The sequence below is a fragment of the uncultured Altibacter sp. genome (assembly GCF_963972995.1).
Lineage (GTDB): Bacteria > Bacteroidota > Bacteroidia > Flavobacteriales > Flavobacteriaceae > Altibacter.
Map to the genome: position 1 here is coordinate 159,266 of NZ_CAXAXI010000001.1, position 16,244 is coordinate 175,509.

Consider the following 16,244-nt stretch of genomic DNA (forward strand, 5'->3'; position numbering starts at 1 on the left):
TGGACCAGATAGTTGGTACCGTTAAATGTAAGTAAACCCGAACGATTGACCCTACGCCTCACAAAAATATCATTTTTTTTAGGAGTTACGATACTGCTTTTCTCTTGTAATGCTGTGAAAAGGGTCGATGAGGATAGCTACCTCTTAACCGAGAACACTATTGTGGTAGATAGTGTGGAGATCAAGGATACAAGAGTCTACAGTCAACTTTCTCAACGGCCAAACTCACGAGTGCTTGGGGTGCCCATAGGCATCTTCATATACAATCTCGCCGATCCGAAACCAGATTCTACCTTCCAGAAGTGGCTCCATAGAAATCCTAAGCGAGAAGAACGGCTGGTGCGATTTCTTTCTGCTAAGCAAGTAGAAGAAATAGGGAACAGCTATGTGGGATTTAACAAATGGCTTGAAAAATCGGGTGATCCCCCAGTTGTGATCGAAGAAGCGAAGATTAAAAAATCCGTAGATCGATTAAAACGATATTATGCCAGTTATGGTTATTTTAATACGAAAGCCGATTATTCCATTATCCCAAATGAAAAGAAAGAAAAAAGAGCCGCTGTAACATATTTTGTAGACAGACAACAGCCCTATTTTGTTGATAGTATCACAAAGAAGATAAGTTCACCTATTGTAGATTCGCTCTTTAAAGCCACGAGACAAAATACCTTTATAGTGCAAGGAAAGCAATATTCGGCGAACGACTTCGTAAATGAACGCGATCGATTGACCATTCAATTTCGAAACAGCGGACTTTATTATTTTGATCAAGATTATGTAGGATTTGAAGCCGATACGGTAAATACAGGACACAAAGCCAACATTACGTATATCATTCCAGATCGTAAAATTGACGAAGGAGACAGTATCCGTACCGAGCCTTTCAAAGTTCACACCATCAATGAGGTGCGTATCGTCACCGATTATACCTTTGCCAATAGAAACGAGTCGATAACAGACACCGTCTCGTATAACGGTTATAAACTGTTTAGTTACGACGAATTAAAATTTCGGCCAAAGGCCATTACAGACGCAATATCAATCACACCCAATAAGATCTTTAAGGACATTGACCGCACCCTTACCTACAATCAGATTAGCGACCTTCGTATCTTTAAGTATCCGAATATTTCATATCAAGAAGATCCGGCAGATACCACCGGAACCGGTTTGATCGCTACCATCCTCCTCACACCGCAAAAGAAGTACACCTTGGGGGTGGATTTTGATGCGTATACATCCACCATTCAACAATTTGGGATTGGATTTAGCTCAACGTTTTTGATACGGAATATCTTTAGAGGGGCCGAAATATTGGAGATTTCCGGAAGAGGAAGTGTAGGATCGTCGAAGGACGCTGCCGATAGTGACAGTAGGTTCTTTAATATTTCTGAAGTGGGAGGCGATGCTAAACTTACCTTTCCCAGGATCCTGTTCCCGCTTCGCACCGAAAAGTTGATTCCAAAATTCATGTCACCTTCCACGAGCATAAGCCTGGGAGCTAATGCACAAAGCAATATTGGATTGGACCGACAAACCCTGAATTCGGTGTTTAGCTATCGATGGAAACCTTCTAAGGTGAGAACTAATAAATTAGATCTTGTCAATGTACAATATGTAAGAAACCTGAATACCGGAAATTATTTCAATGTATACCGCACATCGTATGAACGGCTTAATGAGATCGCTCAAGACATCGGCTACGATTTCAACAATCCTTCAAACGATCCTATGCTTGAGATCCCCGATGAAACCAGTCAATTTATAAATGATGTCCTTTTTGGGGATACAGCGGCTTCCGAAGAAAATTTTCAGGAAGTACTTAGTATCGCAGAACGCCAATTTCGTCTTACCGAAAACAATTTGATTTTCGCTTCAAATTTTACTTGGACACGTGACAGTAGGGAAAACATCTTCGACAATAACTTTTCTCGACTGCGTTGGAAACTAGAAGCAGCGGGTAATCTCTTAGCGGGAATTTCGAGCCTAGCGGGGTTTGAAAAGAACGAAGATGGTAATTATAAAGCATTGGGGGTTGTGTTCTCACAATACGCGAAAGGAGAAGCCGAATACATAAAACATTGGGAACTCAACGATAATAACATTTTTGCTATCCGGGCTTTTGGAGGAATCGCTATTCCCTACGGCAACAGCAACAGCATTCCTTTTACCCGCAGCTATTTTGCAGGGGGTGCCAATGACAATCGTGGGTGGCGCGCGTATGATCTGGGACCGGGAAGCAGTGGAAGTATCTTAGACTTCAACGAAGCGAACTTTAAGATCGCGCTCAATGCCGAATATAGGTTTACGATACTGGGAGATTTTAAAGGCGCATTCTTTGTGGATGCCGGAAACATTTGGAATGTATTCGATAACGTGGAAGATGAAGCTTCTACCTTTAATGGAATTGCCGACCTTAAAGAGATTGCTATCGCTTCGGGTATTGGAATTCGCTACGATTTTGGATTTTTCGTACTGCGATTCGATATTGGGTTTAAGACCCATGACCCGGCTCGTCCGGTTGGAGAACGCTGGTTTAAGGATTATAATCTAAACAATGCCGTCTACAATATAGGGATCAACTATCCCTTCTAAACGATTAAATTTTGTTATTTTTGCATACCAAATTCAATCAACCATGAGTCATTCCATTCAGCCCGGTGTCGCCACGGGAAGAGACGTTCAAAAAATACATGCATACGCAAAAGAAAAAGGATTCGCCTTACCCGCAGTTAATGTAGTAGGCTCCAACAGTATTAATACTGTATTGGAAACAGCAGCTTCTTTACGATCGCCGGTGATCATTCAATTTTCCAATGGCGGTGCACATTTCAATGCCGGAAAGGGATTGTCGAATGAAGGACAGAAAGCAGCGATCGCCGGCGGCATTGCCGGAGCAAAACACATCCATGAACTAGCGAAGGTATACGGCGCTACCGTGATACTTCACACAGACCATTGCGCAAAGAATCTCCTTCCATGGGTGGACGGACTAATAAGTGCCGGAGAAGAGTTTTACAAAAAGAACGGGGTTTCCCTCTACAGTTCGCACATGCTAGACCTTTCTGAAGAACCTATCGAAGAAAATATAGAGATCTCCAAACGTTATCTGGAACGTATGAGCAAAATGGGGATGACCTTGGAAATTGAATTGGGCATTACTGGAGGTGAAGAAGACGGTGTTGATAACAGTGATGTAGATTCTTCAAAATTATACACCCAGCCGGAAGAAGTAGCATATGCTTATGAGGAGCTTATGAAAGTGAGCGATCAATTTACCATTGCCGCTGCCTTCGGAAATGTACACGGTGTCTATAAGCCCGGTAATGTGAAATTAACTCCTGTTATCCTTAAGAACTCGCAAGAGTTCGTTCAGAAAAAATTCAACACGGGACGCAATCCTATTGATTTTGTTTTTCACGGCGGAAGTGGTTCTACGCTCGAAGAGATCCGTGAAGCGATTGGATACGGTGTAGTAAAGATGAATATAGATACCGATCTTCAATTTGCGTTCAATGAAGGGATTCGCGATTATATGGTCAATAATATTGAGTATCTTAGAACACAAATTGGAAATCCAGATGGTGCCGATGCTCCAAACAAAAAGCACTACGATCCTCGCAAATGGTTACGCGAGGGAGAGTTAACATTTAAAAAACGTCTTGAAAAAGCGTTCGAAGATCTAAACAACATACATACATTATAAACGAAACCCAATATAATATGTCTTGGTTTAAAAGAACAAAAAAGGGGATTCAAACCCCAACGGAAGAGAAAAAAGATGTTCCAAAAGGTCTTTGGTATAAATCTCCCACAGGGAAAATTGTAGATTCCGACGAACTCGAAGCAAACTATTATGTAAGTCCGGAGGACGGCTACCACGTTCGAATTGGAAGCAAGGAATATTTTGAGATCCTCTTCGACGACAATAAATTTAAGGAACTCGATAAGAATCTAGCATCAAAAGACCCACTCAAATTCGAGGACAATAAAAAATATACCGATAGATTGAAAGAGGCTCAGGACAAGACCGGATTGAAAGATGCGGTTCGCACTGCCGTAGGGAAGTCTATGGGCGAAGACATTGTGATCGCCTGTATGGATTTTAGTTTTATAGGCGGTTCTATGGGAAGTGTTGTGGGTGAGAAGATCGCACGTGCAGCCGATTATTCGTTGAAAAAGAAAATTCCATTCATGATCATATCCAAGAGTGGTGGTGCCCGAATGATGGAGGCCGCTTATTCGCTCATGCAACTGGCAAAAACCAGTGCCAAACTAGCTCAACTTTCAGAAGCTGGGATTCCCTATATTTCTTTATGTACAGATCCTACTACCGGAGGTACAACGGCTTCTTTTGCCATGTTAGGAGATATTAACATTAGCGAACCCGGAGCACTTATCGGTTTTGCAGGTCCCAGAGTGGTACGGGATACTACAGGAAAGGAGCTACCGGACGGGTTCCAAACTGCAGAATTTGTCTTGGACCACGGTTTTCTAGACTTTATTAGCCACCGAAAAGACCTCAAGCGAAAAATAAACTTGTATCTCGATCTCATTCTTAACAGACCCCTTAGAGAGAAATCAGCCAAGATAGCTTAATAAAAAAAGCCGCTTTTTAGCGGCTTTTTAATGTTTTCATAATTAGAAGATTTATTGTCCTAAGATGATGGTGTAATCTTGTCCGTTAAATGTGAAGACCGCTATATTGTCACAGCTACCATCCCCAAAATCGAGCGTTCCGGTTAGGGCCTGTTGAGAGATATCCAGCGTACCGCTTACCAGATATAAGCAATTCAATTTTCGAATAAGAGGTTGGGTGACTTCTCCGCTTCGGCTAAAACCGTTTGAAAAAGTTGTGTTCCAGTTTCCGGTAATGCTATATACATTGTCCGTCCAAGTACCGCTTCCTACCCCTTCGATCCATTCAGCAATGCGCAATCCTACCCGAGTGGCAGTTATTGCGGTACCTTCAAAACTAACGGTTATCGTCTCGTTCACCGTAGAGGAAGGATTTCCATTCTCGTTCTCGATATCGCGAACGATCTCGCCACCACCTTCGACGCCGTGGCCATTGTAGGTATAGTTCTCGAAAGAATAGTTGATGGTTCTGGTCCCGTCCACTATGGCACCATATTCTAAGTTAATTTTTCCCGAAACCACACTTCCGTTGTTCAAGGTGCAGGATGTACCAAAATCCAATACAATAGTACCGCCGCTCCCGTTGGGAGTGATCGTGATGGTAGTACAGGAGGGAAAGAATGAGACCGAACTGTTTCTAGTCTCTTCATTTTCCACATAGCCGTTCTCCATAATATTCAAGGTATTTTCAACAATAATATCGGCTTGTGCTGCCCGGGTGGCATCTTCTGCCGAATAGTTTACATCTACGGTGCCGCTGTCGTCTGAGGTGTCACAACTCGACATTAAAAGCGCTGTGGTGATGCAAGAAAATAGGGCGATCTTCTTTGTTAGGTTTTTCATACGTTTGTTTTAGAGTTATTATTTGTTGACCATTCAAACGTAAAAAAGTTTAATTTCGTACACAATTTGTAAGAATTTGCGTAAGAACCCGATCATTTAGAAATAGATTTTGTACTTTTGCCGCTCGATTACCAAAGCGGTCATCGGTACATAAAAATCATTTAAATAATATTGGCATGTATTTAGCACCAGAAGAAAAAGAAAAGATCTTTGCAAAACACGGAAAATCTAAAACAGATACCGGTTCTGCCGAAGGTCAGATCGCGTTATTCACGTATCGCATCGAACATTTAACAAAACACCTTAAAAACAACCACAAGGATTACAATACAGAGCGTTCTTTGGTTAAATTGGTAGGTAAGCGTCGTTCTCTCCTAGATTATCTTATGAAAAAGGATATCTTGAGATATCGTGCCATCGTTAAAGAATTAGGTTTACGTAAGTAATACAGAGAGGGGCGCTTTTCGCCCCTTTTTATTTATTTTTATATTTTTTCTGAAATTATTTCTTCAGAAACACATAGAAAAGCTACCCTTAGGTTTTTCATTGGTCACCACAACAACACAACAACAACGCGACCGATAGCCGGTCGTTGACCATTTAGTAACCCCACACAGCTCCCATGCAGTGGTCTTGGGCTTGTGGAAAATGAAAAACAAATGATACCTAAAGTATTTAAAGAGGTCATAGACCTTGGCGACGGTAGAGAGATCTCTATTGAAACCGGAAAATTAGCAAAACAGGCCCATGGTTCTGTTGTTGTACAATCGGGAAAATGTATGTTGTTATGTACGGTTGTTTCCAACTACAAACAAAGCGACGTAGATTTTTTACCCCTCACGGTAGATTATCGTGAAAAATTTGCCGCATCCGGGCGCTACCCGGGCGGATTCTTTAAAAGGGAGGCACGTCCCAGCGATGGAGAGGTATTGACCATGCGTTTGGTTGACCGAGTGTTACGTCCTCTATTTCCAAAAGACTATCATGCTGAAACACAGGTGATGATCCAACTCATGTCTCATGACGACGATGTGATGCCGGATGCCATGGCCGGATTGGCAGCTTCAGCAGCCATTCAGTTATCCGATTTCCCTTTTGAATGTCCTATTTCCGAAGTACGTGTAGGCCGTGTGGATGGTAAATTTATCATTAACCCGACACGTGCACAACTGGACGCGAGTGATATTGATATGGTGATCGGTGCCTCTGCAGATTCAGTTATGATGGTAGAGGGCGAAATGAAAGAAATTTCAGAAGAAGAAATGGTGGAAGCCATTAAGTTCGCGCATGACGCCATTAAAGAACAATGTGCTGCACAGGTACGTTTGGCAGAAGCTTTTGGCAAGAAAGAAGTACGCGAGTACGAACCCGAACGTGAAGATGAAGGACTTGCCAAGAAAATTCATGAGATGTCTTACGATAAAGTGTATGCCATTGCAAAGGCAGGTTCCTCTAAGCATGAACGCAGTGCTGCGTTCGATGCGATCAAGGAAGAAGTAAAGGCTTCTTTTTCTGAAGAAGAATTAGAAGACTATGGAGATCTTATTTCGCGATATTATTATCAGGCCGAAAAGGCCGCGGTTCGAGATCTAACCTTAAATGAAGGATTGCGCTTGGACGGAAGAAAGACCGACGAGATCAGACCTATTTGGTGTGAAGTAGATTACCTACCTTCCACACACGGTTCTGCGATCTTTACCCGTGGGGAAACACAGGCGCTGGCAACAGTTACCTTGGGGACTTCAAGAGAGGCGAACCAGATTGATATGCCTTCGTTTGAAGGTGAAGAAACATTCTATTTACACTATAATTTCCCGCCGTTCTCGACAGGAGAAGCAAGACCTATTCGTGGAACCTCGCGACGAGAGATCGGTCATGGGAATTTGGCACAACGTGCCTTAAAAGGAATGATCCCTGCAGATTGCCCCTATACCGTACGTGTGGTAGCCGAAGTGTTAGAATCTAATGGTTCTTCGTCTATGGCAACTGTTTGTAGTGGTACTATGGCATTAATGGATGCAGGGGTACAATTGAAGAAACCTGTTTCGGGTATTGCCATGGGGCTTATCTCCGACGGAGATTCCGGAAAATACGCCGTCTTGTCCGATATTCTTGGTGACGAAGATCATTTGGGTGATATGGACTTTAAGGTAACCGGAACTGCCGATGGGATTACAGCCTGTCAAATGGACATTAAAGTAAAAGGATTGTCGTATGAAATTCTTGTGAATGCACTAAAACAAGCAGCTAAAGGGCGTCTACACATCCTGGAGAAATTGACCGAAACCATTGCAACACCTAACGAAGATGTGAAGCCGCACGCGCCGAAAATGGTGACGGTGACCATCCCGAACGAATATATTGGTGCCTTGATAGGTCCCGGTGGAAAGGTGATCCAGGAATTGCAAAAAGCAACAAAGACCACCATTGTTATCAATGAAGATCCTGTTACTGAAGAAGGAATCGTTGAGATTCTAGGAACCAGTCAGGAGGGAATTGATGCAGTATTAGCTAAGATCGACTCCCTTACTTTCAAGCCTGAAGTAGGAAGTGTATATGAGGTGAAAGTGATCAAAATGTTAGATTTTGGCGCTGTAGTTGAATACACCGAAGCACCGGGCAACGAAGTTCTGTTACACGTTTCTGAATTGGCGTGGGAACGCACCGAAAATGTGAGCGATGTAGTGAACATGGGTGATGTTTTTGATGTGAAATATTTTGGGGTCGATCCAAGAACACGGAAAGATAAAGTATCCCGCAAAGCATTGTTACCAAAACCTGAAGGGTTTAAAGAACGACCTCCACGATCTGACAATAAGGACAGAGGACGTGACAATCGCGGACGTGACAATAGAAATAGAGATCGTAAAAGAGATTAAATTTTATTGATCCCTTAATAAATAAGAGCGCCTCCAACTATGGAGGCGTTTTTTATTTGAATCCATAAATAAGCCCCACAGTGACGTACTGCATCCCAAAATCGGAAGGCAAGTGCTTGGTAAAAAGATTATAGGGCACTAAAAAATAGTCGATTTTGACACCAATGTTCTCATTAAATATCGGGGTTCTAAATGCGGTCCCGACACTTAGAAACACCGTTTCCGAACCATACACCGTATCGTTTGCGTCTGCCGGTTTTCCGGTTTCTATATCGGTTTGAAAAAAGCCCAGTCCCGTCCCAGCCCTAGTGTCCCAATACCACGAGCGCCCCAATCGTTTTACCCGGGTGGCCCAAATCCCGATAGTGCCGCTTAACGACGCTCCTCCCTCCTCTACACCCTCGTCTGTGGTATATTGAATGGGGTGTTTGGTGACCGGAAAGAAGACCGAAGTTCCTATATCAATTCGCGTGCGATGATCTACAGGGAATCCTGCGTACAACCCGAACCCCACACCGGGTTTTAAAGTTTCTGAAAGATTACCTATAGGCATAAAACGGTTTACTTCTACTGAAAATATGTTTGCCAATTCCCAATGGTCCAAATTGTTTCTTTCTACAACCGAAACATTCTCCTGTGCGATTCCCAGGTTAGCTAGAAAGAATAAAGCTGCACTTATTATATACTTCATAAAAGTTTAATTTAAAAATATGATCAAACTTATTGCTTATATCACAATTATTTAAAGTATATTCACAACCCACACTTTTATTTTTTGCGTTTTTCGCAATTATTGATGTATTATGATGCAGGAAAACCTCTTTTCTGAGATCGCCTCGAAATTGGAGGCAGGCACTTCATTACTGGATACCGTAGCAATGCTGTTGGACATAAGCTATGATGCAGCGCATCGACGCACCAGTTTGAAAGCCAAACTCTCCTTAGAAGAAAGTATCATATTGGCAAAACATTTTTCAATTTCTTTAGATCAGCTGTATATTGCGCAGGATCCTGAGCGGGTTATTATGAGCAAGACCGCTACGATAGCTTCGGAAAGCGAATTGCATCACTATTTTGAAAATTCGTATGCGTCTTTAGCTCCCTTGCTCGCTCATCCCGAAAGTTCCCTTACCTACTCCGCTAAGGACCTCCCTCTTTTCTATACCCTTACCGGTACTTTGTTGGCCAAGTTCAAAATATACGTATGGTTGAAGTTGCTACATCCCCGGTTTCATGACATTCCTTTTGAAAGTTTTCATCCCGGGCTGGATGTATTGAGATCTGCCAAGCGACTCGGAGATTTGTATGAATCGGTCAGCACCACCGAGATCTGGGACACCACCACTATAAATAGCACGTTAAAACAGATCCACTTTTATTACGAAGCCGGTCTCGTATCGGTTTCCGATGCAAAGCAAATATGTAATGAATTACGAGGCTTACTGAAGCATCTTCATGGAAAAATAGCCGATGGGGCCAAAGGATATACGTTGTATTTCAATGAACTTTTGCTAATGAATAACAATGTGTTGGTGAACACTCCAAAAGGAAATAGAGTGTTCGTTCCGTTTACCCTGTTGTCTTATGTTAGCACCGGCGATGTCCTGTTTTGCGAACAGGCATCGGAATATTTGAACAAACAATTACAGCATTCGAAATTGTTGAATACTGCCGGCGAAAAGGAGCAGCATCGCTTTTTTAATTCGTTGTATTCCAAAATAAGTGCGTTGGAGCAATGGATCGACTCGAAGCAGCTGTTGGATTTTAATTGACCGATTAAAAATCCGCATTAGCGATAGCAGCGGCAGCCTCTCCCTGCGAAGTAGGGGGAGCTAAAGCGGATAGCGCGGTCCCGTGGTGCGGTCGCAGCCGGGAAATGCCCAAAAAAAACCTTCCACACATTTTATAAAATTAATTTACACGCTTTTGTAACATTTTTACGTTTTGTTACGTATAACCTAATGCACAAGCAAATTTAACTTAGTAATACAGGAGACACCTTAAATGAGACAACTTAAAATTACGAAGCAGGTCACCAACCGGGAAACCGCTTCTTTAGACAAGTACCTTCAGGAGATTGGAAAAGTTGACTTAATTACCGCAGACGAAGAAGTAGAGTTGGCACAACGTATAAAAGCGGGGGATCAACGTGCTTTGGAGAAGTTGACCAAAGCGAACCTACGTTTTGTTGTATCGGTAGCAAAGCAATATCAAAATCAGGGATTAACCCTACCCGATCTTATTAATGAAGGGAACCTCGGTCTTATCAAAGCCGCGCAGCGTTTTGATGAAACGCGTGGTTTTAAATTTATTTCGTATGCTGTTTGGTGGATTCGCCAGTCGATCTTACAAGCCTTGGCTGAGCAATCTCGTATTGTTCGTCTGCCATTGAACAAGATTGGCAGCATCAACAAGATCAACAAGACGTTTGCCTTTTTGGAGCAAGCACATGAACGCCCGCCTTCGGCCGAAGAAATTGCCAAGGAATTGGACATGACGATCAACGATGTGAAAGAATCCATGAAGAATTCGGGCCGTCACGTATCGATGGATGCCCCTTTGGTGGAAGGAGAAGACTCCAATTTGTATGATGTATTGCGGAGTGGAGAATCCCCGAACCCCGACCGTTCCTTATTGCATGAATCACTAAGAACTGAAATAGAGCGTGCTCTGGAAACTCTTACGCCAAGAGAGGCCGATGTGATCCGTCTGTATTTTGGCTTAGGAGATCAACACCCTATGACCCTGGAAGAGATTGGCGAAACCTTTGATCTAACTCGTGAACGTGTTCGACAGATCAAGGAAAAAGCGATACGTCGTTTAAAGCATACTTCCAGAAGTAAGATATTGAAAACGTATTTGGGATAAGCGTATCCTATAAAGATAACTTACAGTTAAAAATAACTGTTCGTTTTTTGATTGATGAATGACCTCCGGCTGATTACCGGAGGTTTTTTTATATATTTACCTCAACAACCTTTCTAACCACACATGCATACAATTTGCTATTTGAGCAATAAAGTCCCTCATCTTGATCTCAAGGACATTGAGGAATTGTTCGAGACCACGCAGCGCAAAAACCACTCCTTAAATATCACCGGTATACTGTTGTACCTTGACGGTAATTTTCTTCAGGTTTTAGAAGGAAAAAAGGAAGTGATAGGTCCGCTGTTCGATCTTATCAAAGAAGATTCGAGACATGCCAGTATTTTTGTGATATTGGACAAATCCATTGAAGAACGAACCTTTAGTGATTATAAATCCGGGTTTAGTGTCGTCAAGAACAAGTCAGACCTCAACAACTTAAAAGACTATCTAAATGCTACGGTGGAGATCAAAACGCTATCCAAAAGCATGTTAGGAATTCTAGAACCCTTCTTATTATAATTTTTTGAATGCTGCTACGCGAATACATGATTTTTACAATTTCTTACATTTTTGTATCTTGAAAACTAACGAACGTTACCATGAACCATACTATTTGTTATGTAAGTAAAGCGAGACAAGGGCTCTCAGAGGAAGAAATAGAAGCAATCTTTGCTAAAACCCAACGTCATAATACGAATGAGAACATCACGGGTATCCTACTCTACGGGTTTGGTAATTTCTTTCAGGTCTTAGAGGGTGAAAAAAAACAAATCACCACGCTCTTTGACACAATTTGTGAGGATCACCGTCACGATCGAATTGAAACCTTGATACATCATCCTATTAAAAAACCTATCTTTGGCACTTACAATTCGAAGTTTAACGTCGTGAAGACTCAAAAAGAATTATCTGAGATTAAAAATTATCTCGATGTCTTCAACAACAAAACTTCTTTTTCCAGTAAAATTAACCGATTGATCCATCCTTTTTTGTTAGCGATATGAACAAAACCTTTATTGCCCCTTCGATCCTTGCTGCCGATTTTGCCAACTTACAACGTGACATTGACATGGTGAATGCCAGCGATGCAGACTGGTTCCATTTGGACGTTATGGATGGGGTGTTTGTTCCTAATATATCCTTTGGAATGCCTGTAATAGAAGCAATTTCCAGATATGCCAAGAAACCTTTGGACGTACATTTGATGATCGTAGAACCGCAACGCTATATTAAAGATTTTGCCTTACTGGGTGCAGACACCCTGACGGTACATTATGAAGCGTCCACACATTTACACCGGACCTTACAAGCTATTAAAGCAGAAGGAATGAAGGCAGGCGTGGCTTTGAATCCGCATACTTCCGTAGAATTACTTCGCGATACTATTGTAGACATCGATCTGGTGTGCATGATGAGCGTGAACCCCGGTTTTGGAGGACAGCGCTTTATTGAAAATACGTATGATAAAGTAAAGCAACTTCGCGCTATGATCTCAGAAAAAGGAGCAACCACCAAAATTGAGATCGATGGTGGCGTAACCAATAGCAATGCAGCACAACTTGTTGCTGCGGGAGCCGATGTGCTAGTCGCAGGAAGCTATGTTTTTGGAAGTTCCAACCCTGTTGAGACAATTTCAGGATTGCGGGATCTGGTAAGCAGATAGGAACTTAAAAGGTTTCTTTTTATAAGTATACACTCCATTTTAAAATAGGAGCACTATTTTAGCGATCATTGTGATGACAACACCTAGCTTCGATACTTGGACGTCCCTATTTCTATTTGCGGTTGCCATGGGATTATTCTTGTTCACCGTATTGATTACTAGTGGACAGAAAAAGAACCATCCAATTGCATTCCTTCTTTTAGCCTTTGCTGTTATTCTATTCCAATATGTATTATTTTGGACTCGCTATGAACGCATATACCCCTATTTCATATTCCTGCCCCCGGTATGCTATTTTGCGTCCGGACCACTGCTCTATCGGTATTTTTTAAACCTATATCAGGCAAAGATTACCACGAATTATTGGATGCATTTTATACCGGCACTTATTGCGGTAGTGCCTACCTTAGTGCTTTGGCTGCGTTTAACCGGTTGGACCGATACTGAAATCCCTTTACGCTGGTTTGTAGGCGCCTACTGGGGGATTGCGGCCCACATGGGAGTTTATTGTTTCCTTATTGCGAAAAAAATAAGAGTCCACACATCTCCCGAGACAGAATATAAGAAGGTACGACATCGGTGGGCATTGGTTCTATTAAGCCTCTACGGCTTGTTTCTTCTTTCGTACGTTTCATATTATGTATTGGTCAATTTTCAATTCTTTAACAGCGAATGGGACTATATGATCTCTGCAATGATGACGCTTTCTATATATACTATTGGCTATTTCATTATTAAAGAACCCCGCATCTTTGACGGAGCGCTCTTTGCTGAATTATTCCTACCCATACGCAACAAAGACGAATCGTTCGAAAACTCCCTACTCAATGAGTTCTTCGACCATCTTACCGCTTATATGAAACGAGAAAAACCCTATCTTGATAACGAGCTGCGATTGGTACATTTGGCCGATCAGGTTGGATTTTCCACACATTTATTGTCGAAGGTGATCAATAAGAAAGCCGGAAAAAGCTTCAATCACTTTGTAAACGAATATCGCTTGGAAGAGGCAGAACGTCTGCTTCAGAAGGATTCAAACCAATACGTAAAGTCTATATATTTCGACGTAGGGTTTAATAACAAAGCTACTTTCTACAAAGCCTTCAAAAAGAAGCATCAATGTACCCCGTCTCAATACAAGGACCAAAACGCATCCTAATGGGTTAACTTTTATAAGATTGTACCCTTTATATACCAGGGATATCGACATTCGTGCCATAGAACTCTTAAAAAGCACAAGTCATGAAAAACAATCTTTTACTTTCCATTGTATATTTGATTACAGGCCTAATGCTCTATGGGCAGGAAATGGCAGTTTACGTAAGCGATGCGGGCAATTTCAACGTAGGTCCATGGCAAATTGCCAAGTTCGACGCCGACGGAACATTTTTAGGAGCCTTGATAACTTCGGAAAATGACGGGATCGTATGGCCACAGGATATTATATTCTTAGAAGATGAAGAAGCAGTACTTATTTCCAATCTCAGTACTGCCGGAATCATCTCAAAACACGATTGGGCTACCGGAGATTTCATCTCTAACTTCGCTGAAGGTCTAGGCGGACCTACACGTATGAAGGTAGGACCAGACGGTCTCCTATACGTTATCCAATGGGATACTACCAACAATAAAGTACTTCGTTATTCGCTTGAAGGAACCTTTGAGGGTGAATTTACTGCAATAGGTGTTCCCAGAAGTATTGGCATGGCTTGGGACAGTGCCGGAGATCTGTATGTTTCTTCTTATTCTGAATCGACCGTTCGAAAATTTAATGGCACTACGGGTGCAGACATGGGGCTTTTTATTGACAGTGGCTTAAACGGTCCTACCAATATCTTTTTCGAAGCGTCAGGGAACATGATCGTGTTTAGTTATAACAATGGTATTATAAAGAGATATGATGCATCGGGAAATTTTATCGAAGACCTTATAACAGGTCTTAGCGGCCCCGAAGGTGTTGCTTTCTTTCCTAATGGCGACATTCTTATTGGTAATGGGGGTGACGGAACCGTGAAACGGTACGACAGCAATTATAATTTTATAGAGAATTTTATAGAGAGTGGTCCTTTGACAACACCCAATGCCATTGTAATACGCGAAGACATTCCTCTTTCAATACCTTCAACGATTGAAAAAAAAACCTTCGTACTCCCCACGATAGGAACTAAATTTCGGTTGAATATGCCCATGCTTTCCGGTTATTCACACTTGAATGTCTATTCAATTTCCGGGACGTTCGTAGAAACCATTGTACTTTCAGAAACCACTATTTGGGACGCTTCTAATCTTACCGAAGGGGTCTATATACTTACAGGAATGCAAGAGGGCGTGCGCTCGCAACAACGGGTGCTGGTGAAAAAGAAATAAATAATAAAATGGAAATATCCCGGGGTAGCGTTGCTTTGGATATGCTACCCTTTTCTAATAGCCGGCAAAATTAAAATTTAGGAGTTGTCGTGTGTGTTGATAAAGTTTAGGAAAGTGCATTTTAAAATCACCCGGCGATTCTATAAAATATTCGGTGAGCACTGCCATAAACTCGTATTGATTGGTAAATGCATACGCTCTAAAATATCGTGTTTCATCAAGCTTATCTTTTACTTCCTGTTGTGTGAGCTGTTGAAGAATCTTTTGGAACTGTTTCCCAAAGCGTGAAGAATCCAGATCCCGACTTTTTAAGGATTCGAGTTGCATGGCATGCATAAATTCATGTATGCCCAAATTCAGGTTATCGTCTGTGATCTTATACCCATTTTCAAAATCACTCCATGAAAGCACGAGGGCGCGCTCCCGCGGATTGAACTCACCTTTGTGATATGCATTGTTCATAGTGCTGTAAAATTCATTCGGATATAACAGGATATAATCGATCAATGAATATTCATAATTCTTTCTTCCGAAACTAAGCATACATCCCATAGCCGCAATCAATACCTTCATACGCTCTTTGACCACAAGTTGGTCTCGCCCTACAAATTTTTTATCCCCTAGGAAGGTTACCATCCTGTGCTGAAATTGACGCTTGTGTTTTGAAGATAGCTTATTGTAAAAGGTAAATTCCTCTTCCAGGATCCGAAGTTGTGATGCAGACAGCCTTTTGTAAACAAAGTAATGGCGATACAGGGGTCTGTTAAACTGATTGGCATACCAGTTCTCAAACACCCTGAACAAAAAGAATGCTATCCCTAACAAGACAATAGTATAGGCGTAAGGTGCGAGCCATGCTGCATTCTCGTCGGCTTGTAACAGTAGCATCATACACATTTGGGATGTTGTAAGGGTTCAGTCGATTATCACTCAAACTATATGTCTGAATGTAAACGTTTTATTTAGCAATTTTAGTACATACTACC

15 protein-coding genes are annotated in these 16,244 nt (G+C 41.9%); 12 read left to right on the forward strand and 3 right to left on the reverse strand.

Features of this window, described 5'->3' with window-relative positions; all coding sequences use genetic code 11:
• The first annotated feature begins 114 nt into the window (after positions 1-114).
• From AACZ11_RS00810 to accD, 3 genes are read left to right on the forward strand one after another with little or no spacing between them, the layout of a single operon-like run.
• Positions 115-2,595: a BamA/TamA family outer membrane protein gene (locus AACZ11_RS00810; RefSeq protein WP_339831207.1), complete on the forward strand. Its 2,481-nt coding sequence runs from the start codon at positions 115-117 to the stop codon at positions 2,593-2,595.
• 43 nt (positions 2,596-2,638) lie between these two features.
• On the forward strand, positions 2,639-3,706 hold the full coding sequence (gene fbaA, locus AACZ11_RS00815) for a class II fructose-bisphosphate aldolase (RefSeq protein WP_290627070.1): 1,068 nt from the start codon (positions 2,639-2,641) through the stop codon (positions 3,704-3,706).
• Between the two features lie 17 nt (positions 3,707-3,723).
• The gene (gene accD / locus AACZ11_RS00820) at positions 3,724-4,599 is read left to right on the forward strand and encodes an acetyl-CoA carboxylase, carboxyltransferase subunit beta (RefSeq protein WP_290627068.1); all 876 of its coding nucleotides are present in this window, start codon (positions 3,724-3,726) and stop codon (positions 4,597-4,599) included.
• A gap of 51 nt (positions 4,600-4,650) precedes the next feature.
• Here accD and AACZ11_RS00825 read toward each other — a convergent pair whose 3' ends face one another.
• On the reverse strand, positions 4,651-5,481 hold the full coding sequence (locus AACZ11_RS00825) for a hypothetical protein (RefSeq protein WP_290627066.1): 831 nt from the start codon (positions 5,479-5,481) through the stop codon (positions 4,651-4,653).
• A gap of 176 nt (positions 5,482-5,657) precedes the next feature.
• Here AACZ11_RS00825 and rpsO point away from each other — a divergent pair, with 176 nt between their 5' ends.
• Positions 5,658-5,927: a 30S ribosomal protein S15 gene (rpsO, locus tag AACZ11_RS00830; protein ID WP_034261252.1), complete on the forward strand. Its 270-nt coding sequence runs from the start codon at positions 5,658-5,660 to the stop codon at positions 5,925-5,927.
• 213 nt (positions 5,928-6,140) lie between these two features.
• Positions 6,141-8,360 (forward strand): polyribonucleotide nucleotidyltransferase, encoded by a 2,220-nt coding sequence (locus tag AACZ11_RS00835; protein WP_290627063.1) that lies wholly within the window; start codon positions 6,141-6,143, stop codon positions 8,358-8,360.
• Positions 8,361-8,412: 52 nt separating this feature from the next.
• Here the strand turns inward: AACZ11_RS00835 and AACZ11_RS00840 are convergent, their stop codons facing one another.
• Positions 8,413-9,051 carry a hypothetical protein gene (locus tag AACZ11_RS00840; RefSeq protein ID WP_290627061.1) on the reverse strand — a complete coding sequence of 213 codons (639 nt, stop codon included), beginning with the start codon at positions 9,049-9,051 and terminating at the stop codon, positions 8,413-8,415.
• Between the two features lie 112 nt (positions 9,052-9,163).
• Between AACZ11_RS00840 and AACZ11_RS00845 the strand changes: the two genes are divergently transcribed.
• From AACZ11_RS00845 to AACZ11_RS00875, 7 genes are all read left to right on the forward strand, one after another.
• Complete coding sequence (locus tag AACZ11_RS00845; protein ID WP_290627059.1) at positions 9,164-10,132, forward strand: hypothetical protein; 969 nt, start codon at positions 9,164-9,166, stop codon at positions 10,130-10,132.
• 232 nt (positions 10,133-10,364) lie between these two features.
• Positions 10,365-11,228, forward strand: coding sequence for a sigma-70 family RNA polymerase sigma factor (locus AACZ11_RS00850; RefSeq protein ID WP_034261238.1), 864 nt, complete (start codon positions 10,365-10,367; stop codon positions 11,226-11,228).
• Between the two features lie 123 nt (positions 11,229-11,351).
• A complete protein-coding gene (locus AACZ11_RS00855) occupies positions 11,352-11,747 on the forward strand; it encodes a BLUF domain-containing protein (protein WP_290627055.1) in 396 nt (131 codons plus the stop codon).
• Between the two features lie 80 nt (positions 11,748-11,827).
• Complete coding sequence (locus AACZ11_RS00860; protein WP_290627053.1) at positions 11,828-12,232, forward strand: BLUF domain-containing protein; 405 nt, start codon at positions 11,828-11,830, stop codon at positions 12,230-12,232.
• A complete protein-coding gene (rpe, locus tag AACZ11_RS00865; protein WP_290627051.1) occupies positions 12,229-12,891 on the forward strand; it encodes a ribulose-phosphate 3-epimerase in 663 nt (220 codons plus the stop codon). The genes AACZ11_RS00860 and rpe overlap by 4 nt, the downstream gene beginning before the upstream one ends.
• Before the next feature lie 73 nt (positions 12,892-12,964).
• Positions 12,965-14,050: a helix-turn-helix domain-containing protein gene (locus AACZ11_RS00870; protein WP_290627049.1), complete on the forward strand. Its 1,086-nt coding sequence runs from the start codon at positions 12,965-12,967 to the stop codon at positions 14,048-14,050.
• Positions 14,051-14,133: 83 nt separating this feature from the next.
• Complete coding sequence (locus AACZ11_RS00875) at positions 14,134-15,258, forward strand: hypothetical protein (RefSeq protein WP_290627047.1); 1,125 nt, start codon at positions 14,134-14,136, stop codon at positions 15,256-15,258.
• Positions 15,259-15,312: 54 nt separating this feature from the next.
• On the opposite strand, the gene AACZ11_RS00880 is transcribed toward AACZ11_RS00875, so the two are convergent.
• The gene (locus tag AACZ11_RS00880; RefSeq protein ID WP_290627045.1) at positions 15,313-16,149 is read right to left on the reverse strand and encodes a zinc-dependent peptidase; all 837 of its coding nucleotides are present in this window, start codon (positions 16,147-16,149) and stop codon (positions 15,313-15,315) included.
• Positions 16,150-16,244 lie beyond the last annotated feature (95 nt).